At 52.8% G+C, this 24,350-nt stretch carries 18 protein-coding genes and 1 pseudogene; 7 read left to right on the top strand and 12 right to left on the bottom strand.

Features of this window, described 5'->3' with window-relative positions:
* Positions 1-343: 343 nt before the first annotated feature.
* The 6 genes from KI362_RS21365 to KI362_RS21340 form a co-directional block, all read right to left on the bottom strand.
* A complete protein-coding gene (locus KI362_RS21365; RefSeq protein WP_301630309.1) occupies positions 344-487 on the bottom strand; it encodes a hypothetical protein in 144 nt (47 codons plus the stop codon).
* A gap of 134 nt (positions 488-621) precedes the next feature.
* Positions 622-2,409 (bottom strand): glycerol-3-phosphate dehydrogenase/oxidase, encoded by a 1,788-nt coding sequence (locus KI362_RS21360; RefSeq protein ID WP_301630307.1) that lies wholly within the window; start codon positions 2,407-2,409, stop codon positions 622-624.
* 115 nt (positions 2,410-2,524) lie between these two features.
* On the bottom strand, positions 2,525-3,787 hold the full coding sequence (locus KI362_RS21355; RefSeq protein ID WP_301630305.1) for a S1C family serine protease: 1,263 nt from the start codon (positions 3,785-3,787) through the stop codon (positions 2,525-2,527).
* Between the two features lie 764 nt (positions 3,788-4,551).
* The gene (locus KI362_RS21350) at positions 4,552-5,397 is read right to left on the bottom strand and encodes a carbohydrate ABC transporter permease (RefSeq protein WP_301630303.1); all 846 of its coding nucleotides are present in this window, start codon (positions 5,395-5,397) and stop codon (positions 4,552-4,554) included.
* A 1-nt stretch (position 5,398) separates the two neighbouring features.
* Entirely contained in the window at positions 5,399-6,289 is an 891-nt protein-coding gene (locus KI362_RS21345; RefSeq protein WP_301630302.1) for a carbohydrate ABC transporter permease, read from the bottom strand.
* 43 nt (positions 6,290-6,332) lie between these two features.
* Entirely contained in the window at positions 6,333-7,691 is a 1,359-nt protein-coding gene (locus KI362_RS21340) for an ABC transporter substrate-binding protein (protein WP_301630300.1), read from the bottom strand.
* Between the two features lie 260 nt (positions 7,692-7,951).
* On the opposite strand from KI362_RS21340, the gene KI362_RS21335 reads away from it, so the two are divergent.
* From KI362_RS21335 to KI362_RS21325, 3 genes and pseudogenes are all read left to right on the top strand, one after another.
* Complete coding sequence (locus KI362_RS21335) at positions 7,952-8,710, top strand: response regulator transcription factor (protein ID WP_301630298.1); 759 nt, start codon at positions 7,952-7,954, stop codon at positions 8,708-8,710.
* A complete protein-coding gene (locus tag KI362_RS21330) occupies positions 8,707-10,479 on the top strand; it encodes a cache domain-containing sensor histidine kinase (RefSeq protein WP_301630297.1) in 1,773 nt (590 codons plus the stop codon). Before KI362_RS21335 ends, KI362_RS21330 begins: the two co-directional genes overlap by 4 nt.
* 16 nt (positions 10,480-10,495) lie before the next feature.
* A pseudogene (locus tag KI362_RS21325) lies at positions 10,496-10,726 on the top strand (alpha-glucosidase/alpha-galactosidase); the annotation flags it as partial.
* Between the two features lie 62 nt (positions 10,727-10,788).
* Here KI362_RS21325 and KI362_RS21320 read toward each other — a convergent pair.
* From KI362_RS21320 to yycF, 5 genes are read right to left on the bottom strand one after another with little or no spacing between them, the layout of a single operon-like run.
* The gene (locus KI362_RS21320) at positions 10,789-11,595 is read right to left on the bottom strand and encodes an MBL fold metallo-hydrolase (RefSeq protein WP_301630295.1); all 807 of its coding nucleotides are present in this window, start codon (positions 11,593-11,595) and stop codon (positions 10,789-10,791) included.
* Positions 11,596-11,612: 17 nt separating this feature from the next.
* Positions 11,613-12,353 carry a two-component system regulatory protein YycI gene (gene yycI / locus KI362_RS21315; RefSeq protein WP_044481538.1) on the bottom strand — a complete coding sequence of 247 codons (741 nt, stop codon included), beginning with the start codon at positions 12,351-12,353 and terminating at the stop codon, positions 11,613-11,615.
* A gap of 15 nt (positions 12,354-12,368) precedes the next feature.
* A complete protein-coding gene (locus tag KI362_RS21310) occupies positions 12,369-13,661 on the bottom strand; it encodes a YycH family regulatory protein (RefSeq protein WP_301630292.1) in 1,293 nt (430 codons plus the stop codon).
* Positions 13,658-15,481, bottom strand: a complete 1,824-nt coding sequence (gene walK, locus KI362_RS21305) for a cell wall metabolism sensor histidine kinase WalK (protein WP_301630330.1) — start codon at positions 15,479-15,481, stop codon at positions 13,658-13,660. The genes KI362_RS21310 and walK overlap by 4 nt, the downstream gene beginning before the upstream one ends.
* A gap of 7 nt (positions 15,482-15,488) precedes the next feature.
* Positions 15,489-16,205 carry a response regulator YycF gene (yycF, locus tag KI362_RS21300; protein ID WP_301630290.1) on the bottom strand — a complete coding sequence of 239 codons (717 nt, stop codon included), beginning with the start codon at positions 16,203-16,205 and terminating at the stop codon, positions 15,489-15,491.
* Positions 16,206-16,393: 188 nt separating this feature from the next.
* On the opposite strand from yycF, the gene KI362_RS21295 reads away from it, so the two are divergent.
* The 4 genes from KI362_RS21295 to KI362_RS21280 all read left to right on the top strand — a co-directional run bounded on the left by KI362_RS21295 (position 16,394) and on the right by KI362_RS21280 (position 22,667).
* Positions 16,394-17,086, top strand: coding sequence for a response regulator transcription factor (locus KI362_RS21295; protein ID WP_301630288.1), 693 nt, complete (start codon positions 16,394-16,396; stop codon positions 17,084-17,086).
* Positions 16,968-18,440: a sensor histidine kinase gene (locus KI362_RS21290; RefSeq protein WP_301630286.1), complete on the top strand. Its 1,473-nt coding sequence runs from the start codon at positions 16,968-16,970 to the stop codon at positions 18,438-18,440. The genes KI362_RS21295 and KI362_RS21290 overlap by 119 nt, the downstream gene beginning before the upstream one ends.
* A 71-nt stretch (positions 18,441-18,511) precedes the next feature.
* Entirely contained in the window at positions 18,512-21,622 is a 3,111-nt protein-coding gene (locus KI362_RS21285) for an efflux RND transporter permease subunit (protein ID WP_301630285.1), read from the top strand.
* Positions 21,615-22,667: an efflux RND transporter periplasmic adaptor subunit gene (locus KI362_RS21280; protein ID WP_301630283.1), complete on the top strand. Its 1,053-nt coding sequence runs from the start codon at positions 21,615-21,617 to the stop codon at positions 22,665-22,667. The genes KI362_RS21285 and KI362_RS21280 overlap by 8 nt, the downstream gene beginning before the upstream one ends.
* A gap of 93 nt (positions 22,668-22,760) precedes the next feature.
* Here the strand turns inward: KI362_RS21280 and KI362_RS21275 are convergent, their stop codons facing one another.
* Positions 22,761-24,344 carry a peptidoglycan DD-metalloendopeptidase family protein gene (locus KI362_RS21275; RefSeq protein WP_301630281.1) on the bottom strand — a complete coding sequence of 528 codons (1,584 nt, stop codon included), beginning with the start codon at positions 24,342-24,344 and terminating at the stop codon, positions 22,761-22,763.
* Positions 24,345-24,350: the final 6 nt, after the last annotated feature.

Here is a 24,350-nt window from a genome sequence, read left to right as displayed (position 1 = left end):
CTAAGGAGCTAAAATGTCCGTTACATTTCTGGCTTCATCCATAGTGGCCTTTAAGGAGACGTAATGTCCGTTATACCAAGCACTCCCCTCTGAGCAAATGTATCGATTGCGACGCTTGTATGCTGTCTGCATTGTTGCTTGCATTGTTGCTTGCATTGTTGCTTGCATTGTTGCTTGCATTATTGCTTGTATTGTTGCTTGAAATGCTCTAGTTCCAACACATCAGTCAAGCTCGAAAAGAAGAATAATTGTCCTGTTAAGCGTGTTCGTATATTGTTATTCTTCGTTGACGGATTGAATATTCCTAAAATTGCTGAGCTTGTGAATGTCACGACGCCTAAATTCAACCGTTGTGTGGATAAAGCATTAAAACAAGGTGCTGCAGCAGTGCTTCATAAGGAACAGCGTTCAGATCAACCGTCAAAAAATGCTCCAAAGGGATGAAGTCATTAAAAAGGCGGCAAGAGCTTACCGCTCCTGCCGCCATTCGCCTTATCCGCACCCTTCCTCGCGTTCGTTGGTCAGCTGCCGCAATCCCTCCAGACTGCCTTGCAGCCGATTCCGGACATTACCGATCTGCTGCCGACACCTCATCAACGCTCTTACCTCCTACCTCACGCTTCAATCTTCTCGCCCGGTCCAATTCCCCGCCGCTTCCCGCAGCTCCCGTTCCAGCTCCTGCCGATAGCGTTCCTCCGTCTCCGGCGGCCAGCCGCAGGTCTTCGCCATATAGCGGATAACCGGATCCTGATAGCGCCGAACCCAGGCGATGTCGAACAACAGCGCACCCGTTCTGCGAATGAAGAAGTCCCCTGGCGTCACCGCCATCTCCTCGGCTATCGCATATTGCAGCGGCACCTCTACCTCCAGCGGCAGAGGCAGCCCAGCATCGGCGCCGGCTGGCTTCGCAGCAGCGGAGCATGCGCCGGCTTCTACAGGCGCCGCCGCGAGATCGCCGCCAGCGGCACCCGCCATAGAGGCCGCTGCCGCCGCGCGCCGCTTCATCGACTCCTTCGCCAATGCGAAGAGGCGATCCACATTGGCCCCGTACCGGCGCGCCCAATGCTCTGCCAGCTCCGGCGACAGCCCCAGAGCGGCGCCTTCGTCCCGTTTGCCGCGCACGAACGCGGCAAACCCGTCACCGCCGCCCACCTGCCCGCCGGAGATGGGCAGCTCCCGGGTCGCACACGCGTGGAAACGCAGGCCATGCGCCTGCTTCAGCCTTGCTGCGACCCGATCCATGACCGCCTCGGCCATATGCCGATAGCCGGTCAGCTTGCCGCCGGCGATCGTGAGCACGCCGGACGGCGAGGTCCAGATTTCGTCGCGCCGCGAAATCTCCGACGGGGCCTTCCCCTCCTCGTAGATGAGGGGCCGCACGCCCGCCCAGCTGGACTCCACGTCCTGCTCCGCAAGGCCGAGCGACGGGAACATCCCGCTGATCGCGTGCAGCAAATACCGAACGTCCGCCTGCTCCACCGGCGGACGCGCGATATCCCGCTCTGCGCCGTAGACCGTATCCGTCGTCCCGACATACGTCTTGCCCTCTCGCGGAATCGCGAACACCATCCGCCCGTCCGGCGTGTCAAAATACACCGCCTGCCGCAGCGGGAACCGCACCTGATCGAACACCAGGTGCACGCCCTTGGTCAATTGCAGCACCTTGCCCTGGCGGGAGCCGTCCATGTCACGCAGAGCATCTACCCATGGTCCCGCCGCATTCACGATCTGGCGTGCCCGCAGCTCCAGCGTGGAACCGGATACACGATCCAGCACCTGAACCCCGCAGGCTTTTCCTTCCGAATCATAGCGAAATCCCGTCACCTTGGCGTAATTGACCGCCAGCGCCCCCTGGCCTACTGCTTCCTTCAACACCTCCAGGGTCAGCCGGGCATCATCCGTACGGTATTCCACGTACAATCCGCCGCCCTGCAGCCCCTCCTGACGAAGCAGCGGCTCCCGCTCCAGCGTCTGGGCAGGAGACAGCATGCGGCGGCGCTCCGATCCCTTCACCCCGGCCAGCCAATCATACACCTTGAGCCCCAGCGAGGTGCTCGTTTGCCCAAAGGTGCCGCCCTTGTAAATCGGCAGCAGCATCGGCTCCGGTGTCGTTACATGCGGTCCGTTCTCGTAGACAATGGCCCGCTCCCGGCCTACCTCGGCCACGATACCCACCTCCAGCTGCTTCAGATAGCGGAGGCCGCCATGCACCAGCTTGGTCGAACGGCTGGAGGTTCCTGCCGCGAAGTCCTGCATCTCCAGAAGAGCGACCCGCATACCCCGGCTCGCCGCATCCAGCGCAATGCCCGCCCCCGTAATTCCACCGCCGATCACCAGCACATCGTGCGGGGCCTGGGCCATCATATGCAGCATCCCGGTTCTTCCTTGCGCCGAAAATGAAGAAATCATCCTCCATTCCTCCTCTCGAACTCCATAAGAAAAGGACCCCATTACACCTGAGACGTCAATGTCCAACGCTGTTCATGTAATAGGATCCTTAGGGTCATTTACATTACAATGGCTTCTACTTGCTTTCTTCTTCGGCGATCTCCGTATCGCTCGGCTTGTCGGAGAGCTTCACGGTTGTGCTCCGCAGCTCGCCGTCCCGATAGAACGAGACCTCCATCTCTTCGTTGATCTTCTTGTTGTCGTACAAATATCTCCGCAGCTCCTTCGTCGAATCGATGGTCTGCTTGTCGAGCTGAATAATCACATCATTAAGCTGGAGTCCCGCATCCTTGGCCGGTCCGTGCGCTTCAAGCACGATCACCCCGTCACTCACATGAGCCGGCAGCTTGAGATCCTCCCGCTGCTCACGGGTAATCCCCGCATAGGGATTACTTAGATCAAGCGTATAGACCCCGAGATAAGGACGAACCACCTTGCCATGCAGCATCAGATCATCCACGGTCTTCATCACATCGTTAACCGGAATCGCAAAGCCCAGTCCTTCCACGCCCATATCGGAAATCTTCATCGTATTGATCCCGATCAAATGTCCGTTCAGATCAGCCAATGCGCCGCCGCTGTTACCTTCATTAATCGCTGCACTGGTCTGAATGACCTCCTGCTCCCAATCGTAAATGCCGTCCTGATTGAGCGAGATCGGGATCAGCCGGTTCGTATAGCTGACAACTCCCGATGTCAGCGTTCCCCCCAGTCCGAGCGGGTTGCCAACCGCAATGACCGTCTCTCCGTAACGGAGCTTGCTGGAGTCCCCCAGATCAATCACCGACTCAATGCCCTTTCCGTCAATCTCCAGAACCGCGATATCGTTAATCGAGTCCTGACCGACCACCTTGACCTTATGGGAACTACCGTCACTCGTAATAACCTCCAGATTGGAGGCATCCGCAATCACATGTGTATTGGTTATAATATATGCCTTATCTTTTGTTTTCTTGAAAATAACGCCCGAGCCCAGCGCCGATTGCTCCGCGTTGACCGTATCATCGTTATAATTGAGAATGCTCACGACCGCAGGGGCAACTTTGGCGGCCGCAGTACTGATCCGTTCATAAGGGTCTGTCGCGCCCAGTGTCGTGAGATGTCCCTGTGAAGAGGAGGATGGGGAAGATGAAGGCAAGCCGGTAAACAAACTGAACAGCAGCACGGCAACAAAGGCTCCGCACAACGAGGACAACAAGGAGACCTTCCACGGTGCCCAGCCACCGGATCTTGCATGCGCCTTCCAGTGGTGCGGCTCCTCCTTGGACCTGCGCAGCCGCATGCCCCCTCTGGGTCTCGCTACCTTGGTGGAATAGAAATCATCATCGAACAGTCCCATATCCGCTTCTCCCCCTCAAATGCATTTCCGGTCTCGGTGTTGATCACCGATCTTTGCTTAATACATTACCCGCAAATGCTGCACATCCCACTCTATGCGACAACGGCAAAGCCATATTCCCGATTTACTCTTTATCTACTTAACGCAATAAACCGTCCAAAGGTTGCCTGTAAGAGGTTGTTCAAAAAGTCATCTTTTGATCACGAAGTGTTCCAAGGGGTTGATTCGACGTCGAATCTTGCGTTCACCCTAGAAGTCCGGTACTCATGTAGGGTCCGCCTACACTCCGTTCCTCCTTCTTCAGGTTCTCGCAACCTTCTCGGTGCTGAAAAGCTGACTTTTTGAACACGCATTGTATGAGAGGTTTTTTTCGGCTTTTTTGCGTTCTCGGGAATGTTTCGGGCCCTGCCAGACTACACTATAAATATAACGATAGATTTATAGATTCATTCTAACATATCCCGGCTGCTTCCGGTGGCATTCCATGAAGGAAAATTTCGGGAATGAATGGATTTCAGCTCCCATTTATTTCAAAGGACAAGGAGGAACAAATCCCGATGAATTCACCCTTCGGTTCACCAATGAATGAGGTCAATATGATCGCCAAGCTGGCGGATATAAAAGAAGAGCATTACCATCAACTGGTAACACTCAGCGCAATTATGGAGCTATTGGTTGAAAAGGGGATTCTCAGCCGCGCAGAGATCGAACAAAAGGCGCTGGAAATCGACGGTTCTATGATCCAGCCCACTATCCCGCCGTGTCTACCCCTTCAAGCCTGTCGTCGAGATCCCTTCGACAAAGTATTTCTGGGCGAGGAAGAACAACAGAATGCACGGTACGATGCTGACCACGGACATGGCGATGACCTGGTTCCAAGAGACGGCCGATGAGGCGTCCAGGGACAAGCGCAGCCCCAGCGACACGGTGAATTTGCGCACGCTGCTGATGTAGATAATCGAGTTGAAGAAGTCGTTCCACGTCCACATGAACTGGAAGATCCCCACGGAGAAGATCGCCGGCTTGCACAGCGGCAGCAGCACCCGGGTCAGCACGGTGAACGAGTTGCAGCCGTCGATCGTCGCCGCTTCGTCCAGGTCGCGCGGCAGCCCGCGAATGAACTGAATCATCAGGTAGACAAAGAACGCGCCGGTCGCAAAAGCCGCCGGAATGATAAACGGCAAGTAAGAATCCAGCCATCCCATTTTATTGAACAAAATGTACCGCGGAATCATGATTGAGGCGTTCGGCAACATCAAGGTGGCGATCATGATCGAGAACAGCAATGTTTTCAGCGGAAACTTAAACCGTGCAAAGCCGTAAGCCACAACAACACTCGAGATGATCGTAAACAGTACGGTTGGTATGACCAGAACAAACGTGTTAATGAAGAAATCCAAGAAGCCGTATTGCCCCGTGCCCTGCCAGCCCAGCGCGTAGGCATCCCACACATAGGTGCTCGGCAGCAGGCCCGTCGAACCGAAAATGTCCGCATTCGTCTTGAACGAGGAGGCAAACAGCCAAATGAGCGGATACACCATTACTAAGCCTAGCAGAATCAAAAATAAATAATTCAGCCATCGGCCCTTCAATTTCCCGGTTCCTCTCATGTTATTTCCCCCCGTCTTCATAATGCACCCAGTTGCCCGAGCTTTTGAAAATCATGGCCGTGACGGCCATGATGATGATGAACAGCACCCACGACAACGCCGACGCATAGCCCATATTGAAGAAGGTAAATGCCTCCTCGTACAGCTTCAACGCATACAAATAGGTCGATTTCAACGGTCCCCCGCCGGTAATGATGAATGCGCCGGTAAAATCCTGGAACGCATTGACCATCTGCATGACCAGGTTAAACAACACGATTGGCGTTAACAGCGGCACCGTGATCTTGAAGAACATCCGGAATTTCGAAGCGCCGTCGATCGAACCCGCTTCATAGAGCTCGCTCGGAATCTGCTGAATTCCGGCCAGGAACAGCACCATCGAAGAACCGAACTGCCACACTGTCAACAGGCCTAGCGTATACAAGGCGACGTCCGGGCTGCCCAGCCAATCGACCGGTCCGATATTGAGCCGGGCAAGCAGGGCGTTCACGACTCCTTCCTTCATGAACAGGAACCGCCACAATACGGAGATCGCCACGCTCCCCCCCAGGATGGAGGGGAGATAATACACCGTGCGGAAGAAATTAATACCCTTCAGCTTGGCGCTCAACAGCATGGCGATAAAGAGAGCAAAGGCCAGCTTGACCGGGACCGCCAGCAGGACGTAGATTGCCGTTACCTTCAGTGACTGGTAAAAGTCGGGATCGCCCGAAAACACTTTAGTATAATTATCCAGACCGACCCACGTCGGTGCGCTGATCATGTTGTAATTCGTAAACGAATAATAGAACGAAGACAAAAACGGATACAACTGAAACAACAGCAAACCGATAATCCACGGCGAAATGTACAGCAGTCCAACATATTGGAAGTTTTTTCTGCTTTTGATCACTGCGGACTCTCTCCCTTCCTACCCTCTGTTTATTTTGTATGGTCTATTGTGTACGATCCTTGATTTCAGCCAGTTTGGACGTCAAGCTGGCGATCAGTTCATCCGCGGCTTGCTCCGGTGTGGATTTGCTGTAGCTGACCTTCTGTACCACATCGTCCAAAATTTTGGCGACTTCCGAATTGGTGGAGATACTGTTATCCACAATTCCCGCGTGTTCGAGTCCAAGATCAACCGCATTCGTGATCGCAGCGTCGATTTTTCCCGCATTCACGGCGGCTTGCTGCGACGATTTGACCGGAGGAATCGAACGTACGCCCCCGAGAATGACGGCCGCTTCCGGGTCGTTCATGAACCAGTCGAGGAATTTTACCGCTTCTTCCTGATGTTCACTGTTGTTGCTGATAGCGAACAACTGGGACGGCCGGACAACAACACCGGAATTTTTGGCGTCCTTGGCAATCGCCGGCAGCGCCGTGATGATTTCCGTTCCTTCCGGCAACACTGTTTTTAAAGTTGGCAGCGTACTGCTCATCGAAGTGGTCATCAGCATTTGCTGGTTGATCCATTTCGGGTTCTGGTCCAACTTGCCGAAGAACAGATCGGCCTCCCCGAGCGGTTGATAAACCCCCGCTTCCATCGCTTTCTGCAACCATCCGAAGACGGCGGCGGCATCCTCTTTGGCGAAGCCGACCGTATAATCTTCCTTGATCCATTGCTCGCCCGTGCGTTGCTTCAGCATCGTGCGGAAGTCTTGGCTCAGAGCGGCCTGGTCGGCCAACAGCAAGTATTTGGCACTGTCCGCTTCATGCAGCTTTTTGCCTTGCTCATACAAGGTATCCCAGTCCCATTGGATATCGGTCGGGATGCCAAGCTGATCGGCGAGCGTCTTGTTGATAATCAGGCAGTACGCATTTACGCCCGTCGGAACAGCCATCAACTTGCCGTCATAGAGACCGAAGTTGCTCAGAAAGTCCGGGTCGAACCCCGAAGCGTCGAAGCCCTCCTGCGCAATCAAATCAAGGAAAAAGTCTCCTTTGGCCACCAATTCCTGCAACCACGGCAGGTCCAACTGCATGATATCCGCCGAAGTACCGGACGATAATTGGGTTTTGATTTTCTGTTCGTACCCGTCGAAACCCTGGTATTCCGCTTCGATCGTGACGTTCGGAGCGATTTTCTTGTAGGCCTCGATCGCCTCCAGCGTGGCCGCATGCCGGTCCTCGCCTCCCCACCAGCTGAAGCGCAGCGTTACCGGCTTGGCTGCCTCCCCGTTGCTCCCTTCCGTGCCCGTATTGCTGGAAGACGTTGACACTGCGTTGTTTCCCCCGGAAGAACAGGCGCCAAGAAGCGTAAGAAGGAGTACCATGGCCAAGCTGAGTGCCCACATCTTTTTTCTTCTCATTATTCATTCTCCTTTTTGACCGCTTTTTTGTAAGCGCTTTTATTATAATGTCGAATTCTGCCTCCGATAAAGGTAGCCACTCTTAGAAAAAGGTATCTTTTTCTAGGCAATCTTCGGTCTTGGGTATCTTCTTGTTGTAAAATGTATCGTTTTTTCAGATGTTTCCGCCGTGATGATAAATAGCTTACAGCCCATTCCCGGCGATCTGATATAATCATGTAAGCAGTTACATTTTACTTCATAAGAGCCGGGGTGAGCGGATGTATAACCTGTTGATCGTGGATGATGAGGCGGAGACGCGCGAAGCGTTGTCCAGTTATTTTCCGTGGAGTGAGGTCGGCTTTCAGGTGGTCGGCCAGGCGAATAATGGACAGGAGGCGCTCCGGTTCATCGCAAAGGGGGAACGCGTCGATGCCATCCTGACCGACATCAGGATGCCGGTCATGTCCGGCATCGAACTGACCGAGCAGCTGTTCAATCAGCGAAGTGATATCAAGATTGTCTTTCTCAGCGGCTACCGGGATTTCGAGTATGCCCAGCAGGCCTTGCATTACCGGGTCAAAAATTATGTACTCAAACCGGCCAAATACCACGTACTCATGGACGTATTCGGCAAAATCAAAGAAGAGATGGAAGCGGAAGCCGCCGCGGAAACGACCGGGCCGAAGATCCCGAGCCGGGGCATGGGCGAGGAAAGCCTGATTATTCGGAAAATCAAGGAATACGTCACAACCAATTATAAGAATGCTTCATTGGAGGAGGTGGCCAGGCTGGTGCATATGAACGCCAACTACCTCAGCTTTTTTTTCAAGCAAAAGACGGGACAAAACTTCTCCGATTACCTGCTGAAGACCAAAATGGAAATGGCGGTTCGCCTGCTCCGGGACGTCAGTTACAAAACGTATGAAATCAGTGAAATGGTCGGATACAGCAACGCCAAAAATTTTGCGCGAACGTTCAAGAGTTATTACGGCCAAACACCTAGCGAATATCGGAACAGCGGCCTAGGGAGCGTATGAGAGAAAAATATTTCGTCAAGCAGTTGACCGCCTTCCTTATTCCGTTGCTTATACCGATCGTCATTCTCGGTTCTCTGTCTTTCATCACCACGCAGCATGATATCAAAAAGGATATCAATCAGAACAGCAGTTTTTTGCTGCAACAGTCAAAAACCCAGCTGGAAATGATCCTGAACGAGTTGGATACGCTGTATCTGGCACTCTACGATAATACGGAAATTTTCAACGAGCTGTCCGACGTCCTGAAAAATCCTTACTACACCTATGAAAGCTCCACTTCGTACCGAATCATCTACAGCTATCTGAATGGGTTCACAAGCTCCAAGCCTTATATTCAGTCCTTTTACTTATACGTCAACAATCCTTACGACCGGTTTTTGTCATCGGTGGGCGGCTTGGTAACGCTGGATCAATTTTACGATACCGCCTGGTATGACACGTTTATGGATTATTCGGGGCCGCCTGCCAAATGGACCTCGCGCCGGGCTATCAAGTTTTACGATTTCGAGTTCCACGCGACGCCGATCGTCACCTTCTATAACGTACTGGTGCCGCAGAAAATCGCCATTATCCTGAACATCAAGCCGAAGTATATCGAAGGCATCCTCGACGACATCACGAAATACCCGGGCCAACAGTTGTTCGTGCTGGATGAGGAGAACCACGTTATTTTCTCCAACCACCAAGGCGGGCAGTTGCAGCATGCGAACATCGAGCGGATCGCGGGCAATCCTGCATCCTTCTTCGATATGAACACCGCGCAGGGAAAAGTGAACGTGACGAAAGTCGAATCCGAACGGTATAAATGGAAATACGTCTCGGTGATTCCGCATGCCGAGCTGTACAAAACGCCGACGCAGATTGTTTATTATACCCTGATCTTTGTGACCGTTTCGATCGCTTTCGGGTTTCTGTTGACGTATTATCTCCTTCGCCGCAACCATATGCAGCTTAAAATGATCCGGACGCTGATCAAATCCGCCGACGACAGCCGCATGCCGCTCATGCCGCCCGGCAAAGTGAAGGATGAGTATTCCTACATCATTCAGAACATGATTACGCATTTTATCGAGCACCGGTACATCAAAACCCAGCTGTTGGAGAAAAAATACCGTCTTCAGGTGACGGAGCTGCTGGCGCTGCAGTCCCAGATCAACCCGCATTTCCTGTATAACACGTTGCATTCGGTGTACTGGGAATCCGTTGCGCTGACCGGCAAGCCGAACAAAGCGAGCGAAATGATTGAGGATTTGTCGGACATTCTATCCTATTCGTTCAGCGATCCGACCAAGATTGTCACCTGGGGCGAGGAGTTGGCCAACACCGTCAGCTACGTGAATATTCAGCGAAAAAGATACAAGGACAAGTTCGATGTAACTTTCGAGTACGAGGAGGATATCATCGCTTTATATACCATCAAGTTGGTTCTGCAGCCGCTGATCGAGAACAGCATCTATCACGGCATCAAGGAAAAGGCTGGCCCCGGAAAGATCAAGGTGAAACTGAAGCGGACAGGCGACTGTCTGATGATCATCGTAATCGATAACGGAAACGGGATCCCTCAGGAGCAACTGCGCAGCATCGTGCAACGTCTCCAGTCCGATGAAGAGCGCACGGAGCACGTCGGATTGATTAATACGTGCAAACGGCTGCGGCTGACCTTCGAGCATTCCTTTGCATTCCGCATGCAGAGCAAACCGGGGTTCGGCACAATAGTCGAAATCACCGTTCCGGCTTTAGAGGTGCCGCCGCAGACGGAACGGGAGTAAAGGCACGGACAGTGTCCAGCCGATAGTCGCCGGCTGCCTGCCGCAAGACATCAACAATCTGGTCACCCGCCACGTCTACAACCAGGAGGCTACCCTAAAAGCAGCCCTGAACCAAGACCGGGCTCTCGCCTTCCGCGCCTTCATGAACGACCCGCTGCTCTCCGGTCTCACCCCGGACCAAGCGGAAAAGCCGTTCACCACGATGCTGAACAACACCAAGGCGTATTTGCCGGGATGGGAGTTGTAGGGCAATCACAAAGCAAAAAGCGTTCCCGGTTTAAAGATTTCGGAAACGCTTTTCTTTGTCCCCTACAGCTCGCTCAACACATCCCACGGTGTAGGCCGATCGTAATAAGTATCTCTTAGCTGGAATTCACCGTCCTTATAAAAGCAGCCTCGATCCTCCATCGAGGAACGAACCGCCATCCGCGCCAGGTCCGGAATATTATGCTCCCGGCTTAGATGAGCCAGATAGGTCCGTTTGAGCCGGCCATTCATCAGCTCGCTCATCAATTCGCCGGTCGCCTCGTTGGACAAGTGTCCCATATCGCCGAGAATCCGCCGCTTGATGTTCCAGGGATACCGTCCCATCCGAAGCATCTCTACATCATGATTCGCCTCCAGCACGAGCACATCCGAATCGGCGATCGCCGCCTTGACCTTATCGCTCGCATAGCCCAGGTCTGTGCACACGCTCAGCTTCTCCTTGCCGTCATAGAAGCTGTAACCAACCGGCTCGGCGGCATCATGCGAGATGGCGAACGATTCGACGCGAAGCGATCCGAAATCGCGCGTCTCTCCGGTGCCGAGCAGACAGCGGTTCTCCTCCGGAATCTGTCCGATCGACTTCTCCATCGCCTTCCACGTCTCCGTATTGGCATAGACCGGCAGGTTATATTTCCGTGCCACGGCTCCAAGCCCCTTGATATGATCGGAATGCTCATGGGTAATCAGGATTCCGTTCAGCTCCGTCCCCGTCACCCCGCGCTCCCGTAGCAGCTCGTCAATTCGCCGGCAGCTGAAGCCCGCGTCGATCATAAGTGTAACTTCCCCATTCGCTACGAGCGTTGCATTCCCTGTTGATCCGCTCGACAGCACCGTAAATTTAAGTCCCATGTTCCTCCACTACCCCTCTACTTCTCTGTGTTCGGACTGATGACGTCCCCGCTGATGCCTTGAACATAGTACTCCTTGCCGCTCTCCAGAAGGAAGCGCCACGCTGGCGCAGCCGGCAGGTGGGCATCCGAATCGAACACTTCACCGTAATAACCGAGATCAATCTGTGTGACGACCGAGCCCTCCGGCAGGAAATTCTCAATCAAATTGCCGAGTGCCTTCGAGGCCGACAGGACGCGTTGACGCTTGCCATCCTCCGCATCCGCAATTTCAATTCCCTGCTCCAGATAAGAAATAATTTTCTGGTTGCTGTAATACAGCTTCAGGTCAATTTTGAACAGCGGCCACTGTCCATCCACTAACGGATGCAGTACAAACTCTCCCGGTCCGCTGGCGATTTCGTCATATTGATAGCTTGTCAGATTCGGTAGCTGCTGCTTCAGGGCCGCTGCCAGCTCCTTCGGGCTGAAGATCAGCTTGCTGTCCACCGGATTGTCCAGCTGGATCATTTTGCCGTTCTGCCCGCCCTCTAGAAAGCGGTACGAAATCTTGCCGAGCTCGGGCGTCTCACCCGGTATTTTGGCTAACACCCGGATCCCCTTGGCATCCATGGCATTCTGAATGCTTGTCTCCAGAGAGGAGAAGTCCGGACTGGAGTCCGCCTGCTCCTGCAGATCGTTCCATAGCTGATAGCCCAGCACCAGATTGAGCAGCAGGAAGGCATAAATCAATACATTTTTCGCCCGTCCAGAATCCATCCGAACACCTCCTCATCAATATAGAATCCTTGTCGATCCATTGGATAGCTCTACCGCCCAGACCGGCTTCAATAGCAGTCCCTCCTGGGTCAAGGAAGGGAAGTAGGCCGGATAGAGCTTCAGGATCGACGAGCCCTCTTTCAAGGCAGCGATCCGCTCCCGCAGATCATCTCCGCCGGGAAGCTCAACAATTTCCTTTCGCCATTCGCCTTCATCTGCATAGATCAAAGAACGTTCATAGCTGGTAATCGTACCCTGCCTCATATTCAGCGTAATCTCGCTGTAGTGGAAGGACGGCAGATCGACAATCGGGAAGCTTCCATAGGGACCTGTACCGTAATACTGCCGGAACACAATCGTATGCTGACCATCGCTGGCTCCATTCGTCTGATCCAGCCGGAACAGCCCGTTCCAGCCGCCATGCTCATTCACAAAATCCACCGCCGATAGGACATCTCGTCCCGGATTGTTCTCTCCCGCGGATGGAGCCGCAGGATCGGTATAGTTAATCCAGTTGCGGTTCTGCCGCACCTGCAAGCTTCGCTTACTGTCCGTGTAAATTTCCGAGCCGTCCTTCTCCCGAATATATCGGGTAATACTCGGGTCGAAGAACAGACTGCTCTGCATTTGATCCGTTGTGAATGTATCCATGTTCAGTCCGGCTTCTACCATGCTTATCGGCTGCTCGGGAATATAGTTTCCGTTCTCCAGCGTGTATGGAACCCACTCCTTGCCGAAGTCCGCCTGTTGACGCACATCCTGCACGGTCAAGTCTGCCTTGGTCGCTTCATACACCACATCGCCCTGCGAGCTGAAGAAGAATACCCGCACCTGATCGTCCGTATCTGTGTTATAGATCAGAATCCGACTGACAGTCTCCCCGTCAAACAGCGGGTCCGGTACAATTTGCATGACGCGCTGCAGCAGGACGACAGGAATACCCTCGTCGAATTCCAGTTCAAGTCCGGTATGGCTGCTGCGGATCTCATTCCAGTTGATATTATCCAGCGCATAGCGCTGGAAGCCGTCAAACTGGCGGCCCTTCAGCCGGGAGTAGATCAGGTTATAAAAGGCCGATTCCGGATAGAAAATCGTATGGCGGTCCTCGCCCAGATGAATCGCGATCTGCGAAGGGAACAGCATGCTCTCCGCATCCGATTCCTGGCCCATATTTTCTGTCTTGATATAATCGCTCTCTGTCTTGACGACCGGGTCACTGCCCGGCAGCCGGTAGATCAGGAAATAGCTCTGGACAAGGCTGCATAGCACAAGCAGCGTGAGCACCAGCGATTTCACCGATTCTTTCATCGCCCATCGCCTCCTTGTTCCTGCAGCGGCAGCGTAAAGGTTACGCGTGTGCCGCTCCCCAGCTCAGATTGCAGCGAGATCGTCCCGCCATGGGCCCGGACAATTTCCCGGGCAATCGACAGTCCGAGACCTGTGCCGCCCATATTGCGCGATCTTGCCTTATCCACCCGATAGAAGCGCTCAAAGATCCGGTCCAGATCCTTGCGCGGAATACCGATCCCATTATCCTGAAGCGAAATCGCCAGCATATGGTCCTCCGTGATTCGAGCCTCAATCGCGATAGTTCCATCCTCCGGCGTATACTTCATCGCATTGGAGAACAGGTTGTCCAGCACCTGGTCGATCTGATCGCGGTCGATCCATACGGAATCCACACCATTTGCCACAAAGAGGGTCGGCTTGATACCTCTCTCTTGCATCTGGAAGGAAAAGCGGTCGGCCACATCCTCCAGCATTTCCAGCACGGGCGTCATTTGCTTGCGCAACTGGGCTTCCTTGGAGTCGAGTCTGGACAGATGCAGCAGGTCGGTTACCAGCCGGATCATGCGGTCCGTCTGGTTCTGAATGACCGAAGCAAACTTCAAGCCCAGCTCTGGATCCTCCATCGCCCCGTCCTCCAAGGCCTCGGTATAGCTCTTGATCGTCGTCAGCGGCGTGCGCAGCTCATGCGACACATTCGCCACGAACTCCCGGCGCGAAGCCTCCAGCTTCTCCTGCTCGGTGACGTCCTGAAGCACCGCAATCGTTCCGACGATGCCGGTCTCCCGCCGATGAATCGGCGTAAAGGTCACCCGAATGAGGAAGACATCCCCCTCCGGGGTCTCATTCTCCAGCAGGGTAGAATGCATAATTCCCCGCCGGATAATTTCGCGCTCTTCGTCAGAAAGATGGAGAAGCGAGATCATATCGCTTCCTACTGTCGGCTCCTCTCCGATCCACAGCATTTCTCCGGCCCGGCGGTTCATCAGAATCACCGTACCGTTCTCGTCGGCGGCAATCACGCCGTCGCTCATATTCGTAAGGATCGAAGCCAGCTTCTCCTTCTCCTCTTCATTCTGCGCGAGCGCATCTCTTAGCCGGCTTGTCATATAATTGAACGCCTTGCTGAGCTGCCCGATCTCGTCATCGCCGAGCACCGGCATTTTCTGATGGAACTGTCCTTCGGCCACCGCCGTCGCCCGCCGGGTCATTTCCTTGATCGGCGAGGTGATGGTGTGAGCCAGAATTACGCCAAGAACGGCCGTCAATCCCAAAGCGAGCAGGATGCCCGAGATGAAAATGTTGTTCACCCGCTCCATCGTATCGTACAGCTCGTTCAAGGAAGCGGCGATGTATATTGCTCCGACGATCTTACCGTCACTGGTGACCGGCTTGGCCACCACCTTTTTGCGGATGTTGTCTTCATCGATGATATATTCCTCGTTGTCCCGAATGCCCTGCAAGGCCCGATTGACAACGGTCTGCGTATTCTTGGTGCCCACATAGTCGGCATGGGACGGCTTCGATGTCGTCAGCACCTTGCCGCTTGCATCAAGCACCTGAATCTCGGCCCCGTTGATGCTGAACAAATTGTTCACCAGCACGCGGAGATTCTCCATCGACTCCTCCGCCGAGTCTCCGGTCACGCCTAAGTTTTGCGCCGCCAGCACGGAGAGAAGCTCCGCCCGCTCCTGCAATTCCTTCGTGAAATTGCTCGTCAGCGAAGTCTTCATCGCGCTTACGAAATAAACCCCGATCAATTGCATCGCGATCAGGATCAAAAGCACATAGACAAGAATCAGCTTCGCCTGGATCGTGCGAAAGAGGGATGGCAGCCTCAGCTTCATGCTAGAATGCACCCGCTTTGGAGCTCCGCATCATATATCCGAGTCCCCGGCGCGTCAGGATGTATTCCGGCTTGCTCGGATCCTGCTCAATCTTCTCGCGCAGTCTCCGGATCGTCACATCGACCGTACGCACATCGCCGAAATATTCAAATCCCCATACCGCCTGCAGCAAATGCTCGCGGGTCATTACCTTTCCGGCATTTCTCACCAGGTAATGCACCAGCTCGAACTCCCGATGCGTCAGATCAAGCGGCTCTCCATTCTTGTGAACCGTATACATATCCGTATCTATAAACAATTCAAATAGGCTGATCCCCTGTCTCGCTTCTTCCGTACCTTCCACTTCCGTCTGCTTCTGCTGCCGCCGCAAATGCGCCTTCACCCGAGCCAGCAGCTCACGCGTACTGAAGGGCTTGGTCACATAATCATCAGCCCCCAATTCAAGGCCCAGCACTTTGTCGATTTCCCCATCCTTGGCCGTTAGCATGATGATTGGGGTCTGCAGCTTGGCACGCACCTCCCGGCACACATCCATCCCGTCCTTGCCGGGCAACATCAAATCCAGCAGAATCAAGTCAGGCTGCTCGGAGAAAGCCAATTCTACCGCCTTAATACCGTCAAAAGCGAGCACCACCTCGTAGCCCTCTTTTTCCAGATTAAATTTCAATATATCCGCAATGGGCTGTTCATCATCCACTACTAAAATCTTACCTTGCATAACCAGATTCACCCCAAACTTTCAGCCATGGGCTTGTTATCTCTCTATCTTACCATATTCAAAGCCGCATCAGCTATCGGCCCGGAGGGCCACGGGGGAAATGTATTGCATGTCCCTTCAAGGAACTGATAAGATTTTCTGGAGAGACTGCACTAGCATCAGAAGAATAATGAGGAGGACATCGCCGTATGGCCATTATATTAATCGTAGACGACGATCCCAATATACGTGAGTTAATCGGCTTGTATTTAGCCAAGGAAGGATTTGAGCTGCTTCAGGCCGAGCATGGCGAAGACGCATTACAAAAAATGAAACAGTACAAGGCGGATTTGGTAATGCTGGATATCATGATGCCTATGATGGATGGCTGGGAGCTCTGCAGAGAGCTGCGGCGGTTATATCCGGACACGCCTCTGCTGATGGTCACCGCCAAAAGCGAAACCAGCCAAAAAGTAAAAGGCTTCAACCTTGGCACCGATGATTATCTCGTTAAGCCATTTGATCCGCCTGAGTTGGTCGTGCGTGTCAAAGCGCTGCTCAAGCGCTACAAAATTGCCGCTTCATCCCGCGTTCAGGTTGGAAACATCGAGTTGAACCGCCAAACTTACAAAGTAACCTATGGCCATAAGGAGCTAGCCTTGCCGCCCAAGGAGTTCGAGCTGCTGTTTAAGCTGGGCAGCTACCCGGGGCAAATTTTCACCCGTGAGCAGTTGATCGAGCAAATTTGGGGAGCAGATTATGCCGGGGATGACCGTACGATCGATGTCCATATCAAAAGGCTGCGGGAGCGCTTTGCCGGCAGCAGTGGCGATATCCCTCCGGCGTTCCAGATCGGCACCGTCTACGGCCTGGGTTATCGGCTTGTGGTGGAAAATGATTAAATCGTTATATATCCGTATCGTCGCCATGTTCCTGACGGCTATCATGGTCAGCTTGCTCGCCTCGGCCATGATTACCGGCTATCTTTATAATCGGTCGTTCCAGGAACAATCCGAGAAATACATGATTACGATAGGACAAAGCTTGATTCGCCTCTTCGAACGTGTCGGACTGGAGAACCGGGCTTTGGTGATGGAAGATATTCGAGAGATGGTCAACATGATTAGCGTGCAGATTTATGATGAGCAATTGCAGGTTGAAAGGTACGGCGACCAGCATAATATTCCCGTCAGCGAGGAGCAGATTCGTGAGGTCCAGCAAGGACAAATTGTCCGGGGGGAAGATGAAGATAGCGGCGGCCTCTCCTATGTCGGGTTAAGCTTCGAACATGAGGGTCAAGCATACGCCATGTTCCTGGAGTCCTTTGCTAACAATCAGCTTGGCTACCCGCTGGGGGGCATGCTTCTGACCATGATGGCCATTTTCCTGGTGGGCGGCAGCTTGTTCTTTATTGTGGAGGCCGGCTTTTTAATCTATCCCCTGCGCAAAATGACAGAAGCTACCCGGAGGATGGCCAAGGGCGACTTCAGTACGGACTTGAAAGTTAGACGCAAAGATGAGCTTGGCGTCCTGGTTCAGAGCTTTGACGAAATGCGCAAGCAACTCTGGCAGATAGAGCAGATGCGGCAGGACTTTGTATCCAACGTATCTCATGAAATTCAGTCGCCGCTCACCTCGATTCGAGGCTTTGCCAAAGCGCTGAGAGAAGAGCAAGTGGATGAGGAAGCGCGAAACCGCTATTTAAATATCATTATTTCGGAAAGCGAGCGAATGTCGCGCATGAGCGAAAATTTGCTGAAGCTGGCTTCCCTTGAATCCAGGCATCATCCCTTCCACCCTGAAACATTCCGTCTGGATGAACAAATCCGACAAGCTGTCGTTGCCTTTGAACCTCAGTGGTCGGCTAAGCAGATCGGCATCACCTTACATTTGCCGCTCATCAAAATTTACGGCGATCACGACCAGTTGAATCAAGTATGGATTAACCTGATCGGGAATTGCATCCGGTTTACCCCCGAAGGTGGAGCAATTACTATTTCCGCTGTTATGGGCTTCCACCACGTCTCCATCACATTCAAAGATACAGGTATCGGTATTTCTGCAGAGGATCAACAACAAATCTTTGAAAGGTTTTATAAAGCGGATCGTTCTCGCAACCGCGCTCATCAAGGCAACGGCCTTGGACTGGCCATCGCCAAAAAAATTATTGACCTGCATCACGGCCATATCAACGTTCAGAGTGAACCCGGAGGAGGAACGGAGATCACTGTAATCCTTCCCTATTATAGCCCCTGAACTTTCAACCCTCATTATTCACATTCAGTTCATATTTATTTGGTAGTCTATCCCAAGATAGGAGGATTGCCATGAACAAACTCACCAGCTTCTCCATGAAAAATACAGGCGCCCTGATCATCATGATCCTTATGTTGTTCATCGGGGGCCTGTATTCTACTGGGCAATTAAAAACAGAGGTGATGCCGGATATTTCCGTTCCCGTTGTCTTTATAACAACGCAATATCCAGGCTCCCCCAGTGATGTCATGGAGCAAGTTACCAAGCCCATAGAGAAGAGGATTGCTGGCATGGATGGAGTCACGTCCATTGACTCCACCTCCAGCGACAACTTCTCGACAATTATTGTTTATTTGACCGAAAACGCTGATCCTGAACAGAAGAAGCTGGATATCGACAGCTTGCTTGAAGAGGTTAGCCTCCCTGATGCTGCTGGAGCCCCGCAAGCAGCTACCTATGGCTTCGCCTCCATTCCGGCTTATTATCTGGCGCTCTCTGCGGAGAACGGTATGAGTCAAACCGAGCTGGATCAATGGTTCGCCAATGAGATCAAGCCAGGGTTTGAAGCCATCGATGGCTATGATCATATGGACGAAATCGGGTCGCGAGAGACAACCCTTAGCATCAGCCTGGATGCAGACAAGCTGAATGCCTTTGGACTGTCTCCCGCTCAGGTATCAGCCCAAATGCGCCAGAATATGACTTCCTTGCCTGCCGGGGCGGTAGAAATTGACGGCAGCCCGCTGATGGCCCGGGTAACAAGCAATACCAACAGCATATATACGCTGAAGAATATGGACCTGCTCACCCCACAGGGAACCCGTGTACGGCTAGGTCAGCTCGGCCAAATTGAGTCGATATCTGAATCGAACTTTGTGGCCCGCCTTAACGGACAACCGGCCATCGGGGTTCAGCTTTATAAGACGAGCGATGCCAATGTCGTGGAATTTGCTGGTGAAATTAAAGCCCTGATTGAAAAGTGGGAGCAGGAGCTTCCGGACATCCAGTTCAAAACAGTCTACGATGATTCGGTGCAAGTCAGCTCTTCCATTAGCGGTATGGTACATGAGGGACTGGCTGGCGCGCTGCTCGCCGCATTAATCATTATGCTGTTCTTGCGCAATATCCGCATGACGCTGATTGTATTGGTTTCAATTCCATTATCCATTTTGATTACACTGATCGTCATGCATCTTCTGGACATTTCCTTGAACATTCTGACACTGGGCGGTATGTTCATTGCAATCGGCCGGGTCGTAGACGATAGTATCGTGGTTATCGAAAATATATATTCCCACCTGCAAAAGGCGCAGGAGCGAGATGAATCCGTAATCAAGCTGGCTACACGCGAAGTTGGAGCAGCCATTACTTCCTCTACGCTGACTACTGTCGGTGTATTTGCTCCGCTGGGGATGATCAGCGGCATGGTTGGCCAGCTGTTTCAGCCGTTTGCCATCACCTTGTCCACCGCTATGCTGTCCTCCCTGCTCGTGGCCCTGACTGTAATTCCCATGCTGGCCAAACTGATGGTTCTGCGCGGAGCGACAATCAAACATGCCGAAAACAACGGAGGACGCTTGTCGGTGATTTACCGCAGGGTTCTGGAGTGGTCGCTGCACCACCGGATCAAAACCTTGCTGGCAGCGGGTTTTCTGTTTATTGCGTCGATTGTCGGCACAATACCGTTCCTATCGGTTACCTTGATTCCAGAGGAAGAACCCCCACGGGCTTTTTACTATGTTGTTAAAATGCCTTATGAAACCTCGCTGGACACAATGAATGTCAAGGTGAAGAATCTGGAAGACATCCTGCAAGAAGCCAGGGATGCCAGTGGAGAACCGCAATTTACGTTTATTGAATCACTCATCGGGTATAACAATTCATCCGATCCGGTTCCTTACCGCGCGCAGATCTTCACCGAGGTTAGCGAAGGCAGTAAGGTGAAGGAAGTCCAGGAAGACTATAAAGCGATTCTGCTCGCTGAGTTGCCTGAAGAGGCCGAGCTTGACGTAAGATCGCTGGAAAGCGGAGGAGGAACCTCAGACTTTGCGTACTCGCTGAAAGGGGACGACCTGAACCAGTTAACGGAGGCTGCTGCTTTATTAACAGAGAAGCTGCAGGAATTCCCCGAACTGACCGAGGTTACGGACTCGTTAAGCGATGCCAAACAAGAACTGGAAATAGAAGTTGACCAGGATAAAGCTTGGCGATACGGGCTAAGCGCCTCAAGTGTACAGCAAATGGTTGGCAGCTGGCTGATGAAGGATAAAATCGGCGAGCTGAAGCTGGATAACACGCTTTATACGACGACGGTGGAGTTGGAGAAAACCGGACTGGACACCTTGTCTAAGCTTGGTGATATCCCTTTCCCATCGACAAATGGATCGATCGTATATTTGAAAGAAATAGCGAGCTTGAATATCATCGATGCAGCTTCCAGCATTCAGCGCAATAATCAGGAACAAGTTGTGACCATTTCGGCCAAGATTGACAGTAAGAACAAAGGCGGGATCAGTTCACAGGTTGCTGCGGCTCTGGATCAAGTGCCGCTTCCAGACGGTGTATCCCGAGAACTTGGCGGGGTCAATGAGGATATTATGGAGAGCTTCTCTCAATTATTTGTAGCGATGGCAGCCTCCGTATTTATCGTTTACTTGATCATGGTCATCTCCTTCGGCAATACGAGCGCTCCTTTCGTCATTCTGTTCTCGCTGCCGCTGGCTGTCATCGGCGGGCTTATCGGATTGCTTGTCACCGGCGAATCTATCAGTATTACTTCATTAATCGGCTTCATGATGCTGATCGGGATTGTCGTCACCAATGCCATTCTCTTGATCGACCGGACGCAGCAGTTGCGCGAGGACGGATACACCGTTCGGCATGCGCTGATTGAAGCCGGGGGGCTACGCCTGCGGCCGATTATCATGACCGCTGTTGTGACCATGGTCGCCATGCTGCCGCTCGCCCTCGGTCTAACCGAAGGGGGCGCGATTATTTCCAAAGGAATGGCTGTTGTCGTTATCGGCGGGCTGGTCTCATCAACGCTGCTGACGCTGGTTGTTGTTCCTGTCATTTATGAAATCATCGAGGCAACTAAACAATCGATTGGGCGCTTGTTCCACAGAAATCGGGATACCGCATCAATCGCTAACAACGAGGAGGGATTGACCGCCGATGAATAGAACCAAGTGGAATAAACTCGTCATAGGATGTGTCTTGCTGGCTCTTGGGTCCATCGCCATAGCGGGATGCACCCAATCAGAGAGTCCTGAAACAGAAGCTCAGCAGATCGTGCAAACGCCGTCCGTAAAGATCAGCCAAGCTGATGTAAGAAGTATCGGGGAACCCCAGGAGACGATTGCCCTGGTCATCTCCTCGGAAGAGCGGGATATTGTCGTTAAAGCTAGCGGCGAAGTGCTGGAATCGTTAAAAAAGCGGGGCGATCAGATAACAAAGGGTGAATTACTGTTTGAGCTGGACCCCACTGACGTGAAGCTGCAGCAGCAGAAGGCCCAGATTGCGCTGCGCACAGCACAACAAAGCTTGAAAGACGCCAATTTTGCTAACCAGAACGATCCCGAGGCCTTACAGCCGTTAAAGGATCAAATTCAACTGGCCCAAATTGATATGCAACAACTGGAGCGTACGCTAAAGAACTATAAGGTCACCGCCCCTATTAGCGGGGTCCTGACCGACTTCTCAGTGGAATCGGGCATGACAGTCAGTCAAGGGATTGTCGGGAAGATTCAGCAAATCAACCCGATCAAGCTGACGGCAAGCATCACCGAAGAGAACCGCAAACTGATCGAGGGCAAAGAAGAATTGGCATTTTATGCTCCCGACATGCCAGGACAGCTGTATACGGGCAAGATCGTCTATCTCGCTGACATTATGGACACCCAGTTGCGGACCTATACACTGGAATTGCAGAGCGATAATGCAAAGCTGGCGTTGAAACCGGGAACCAAGGTTCAGCTGCGGCTTACTGATGAAGTGGAGCAAGAGGTGCTTACCATCCCGACCACCGCAATCATTCGGGAAGAGAGCAATACCTTCGTCTTCACCTTCGCCGACGGCAAGGTGGAGAAACGGCATGTACAATTGGGCCGCCTGAACGGAATGTACCAGGAGGTCACCGATGGCTTGAAGCAAGATGAACAGGTGGTTGTCTCGGGACAACATCAACTGAAGGATCAACAGGCTGTGAACGCCGTGCCTGCAAAATAAGCACAACGCTGCCGTTCATACAAAAAACTGGCCCGAGCTCCCCGTCCTTTTCACGGACGCGGGGGCTCGGGCCAGGTGCTATCTGCCTATTGATTACAAGTATTTCAACGGGTTCTGAACACTGCCATCCTTATGGATTTCAAAATGCAGATGCGTACCCGTCGAGCGTCCCGTATTGCCCATGACGCCCAGCTTGGTGCCCTTCTCCACGATCTGCCCCTTCTTGACCGAGATTTTGCTCAAATGGCCGTACAGGGTCTGATACCCGTTCTGATGATCGACAATAATGCAATTGCCGTATCCGGACTTCGTGCCGGCAAAGGTAACAATCCCATCATCGGCGGATAGAATGCTCTTGTTCGAGGAGACAAGATCAATGCCTTTATGCGTCCTGCCCCAGCGCTTGCCGTAGCTGCTCGTCAGCTTCGCCCCGGACACCGGCCAGGAAAAATCACCCGTACCGATTCCCCGAACAATCTTCGTACCGGCCAGAACAACCTTCGGCTTCGATTCCTTGATCACCTCTTGGCCCAGCCATTCCTCTTCGACGACTTCCCCGTTTTCCTTCGTCACACGATACTTCATCGTCTTAAGCCCGCTCTCGCCTAGCGACAGTACCTTTGTCTCGCCTGCACGCATCTCATCGCTCTTCTGGATGATGACCTGCGGCTCGGTTACCAGCTGCTCAGAGACTCGCTCTACCGTAGTAACCGTAAGCGCCGGTTGTACCGCCTGGATCTGAAGCTCTGTGCCGATTTGAAGCGTACGCTCCTTTACCCCGGGATTGCGGTTGAACAGCTCCTGCTGTGTTACTCCGTATTTTGCTGCAATCGAAGAAATCGTATCTCCCTCGCGCACCTCGTACGTAATCGCAGCTTCGTCGCCCTCTAAAATTTTTGCTACCACATCACTGGCCGCCATCACTTTATTGGGAGCGGTATCCACCTCCTGGACATTCACTTGCTCCTTGATCGAGACCTTCTCCAGCGCATTGTCCGGATCCTCTGTTGCCCCGGTATCTGCGGCAGCATTTGATAAGGCCGCACTATTGCCGCCCGTCTTGGCCACCTTACTTACGAACGCAGGAACAGAGGCCGTTTTCAGCTCGGGAGCATACTTGGTCTTAATCTGCTCTAGAATCTGATCAGCGGTCTCTTGGTCCTTAACAATGGCAATCGTCTTGCCGTCCACCTTCAGTTCAACACCCTTGGCATAGCCGGTAAGCATGCCATAGAGCTTGTCCAGCGTCTCTTCACTGTTGACCTCAGCCTTATAAGCCTGATCCGGAACCGCCTTGATGCCCTCCGTATGTACGGCCATCTCCACTTCCGGATATTTCTCGCTGTATTCCTCTTGCTTCTCCTGGAACAACGCCTGAAGCTGCTGCTCCTCTTCTATAGTCCCTATTTCTTGTTCTCCGACGTATACACGGTAAAAAGCTACCGTATGTGCTTCCACATATTCTACTGTTGCAAAATAACCCCCGCCGCCCAGTACAAAAACGGCAACCGCACTGATTGCAATCGTCCGAAGCTTGGGAGTCATGTTCAAGCGTCTTGTCAGTTCTGATATCGGTCTGAACTTGCTTTGTTGGCTGTCCGGGTGGCTTTGATTATTTTGATCGGTGTCTTTATCCTTGCGCCATAGCTGCCAGCGCATCCCCCTGAAACCTTTCATTGCTGT

It is taken from the genome of Paenibacillus apis, assembly GCF_018333295.1.
GTDB lineage: Bacteria > Bacillota > Bacilli > Paenibacillales > Paenibacillaceae > Fontibacillus > Fontibacillus antibioticophila.
Note: the sequence above shows the minus strand (reverse complement) of the source record. Positions and strands in the feature narration are given on the sequence as shown.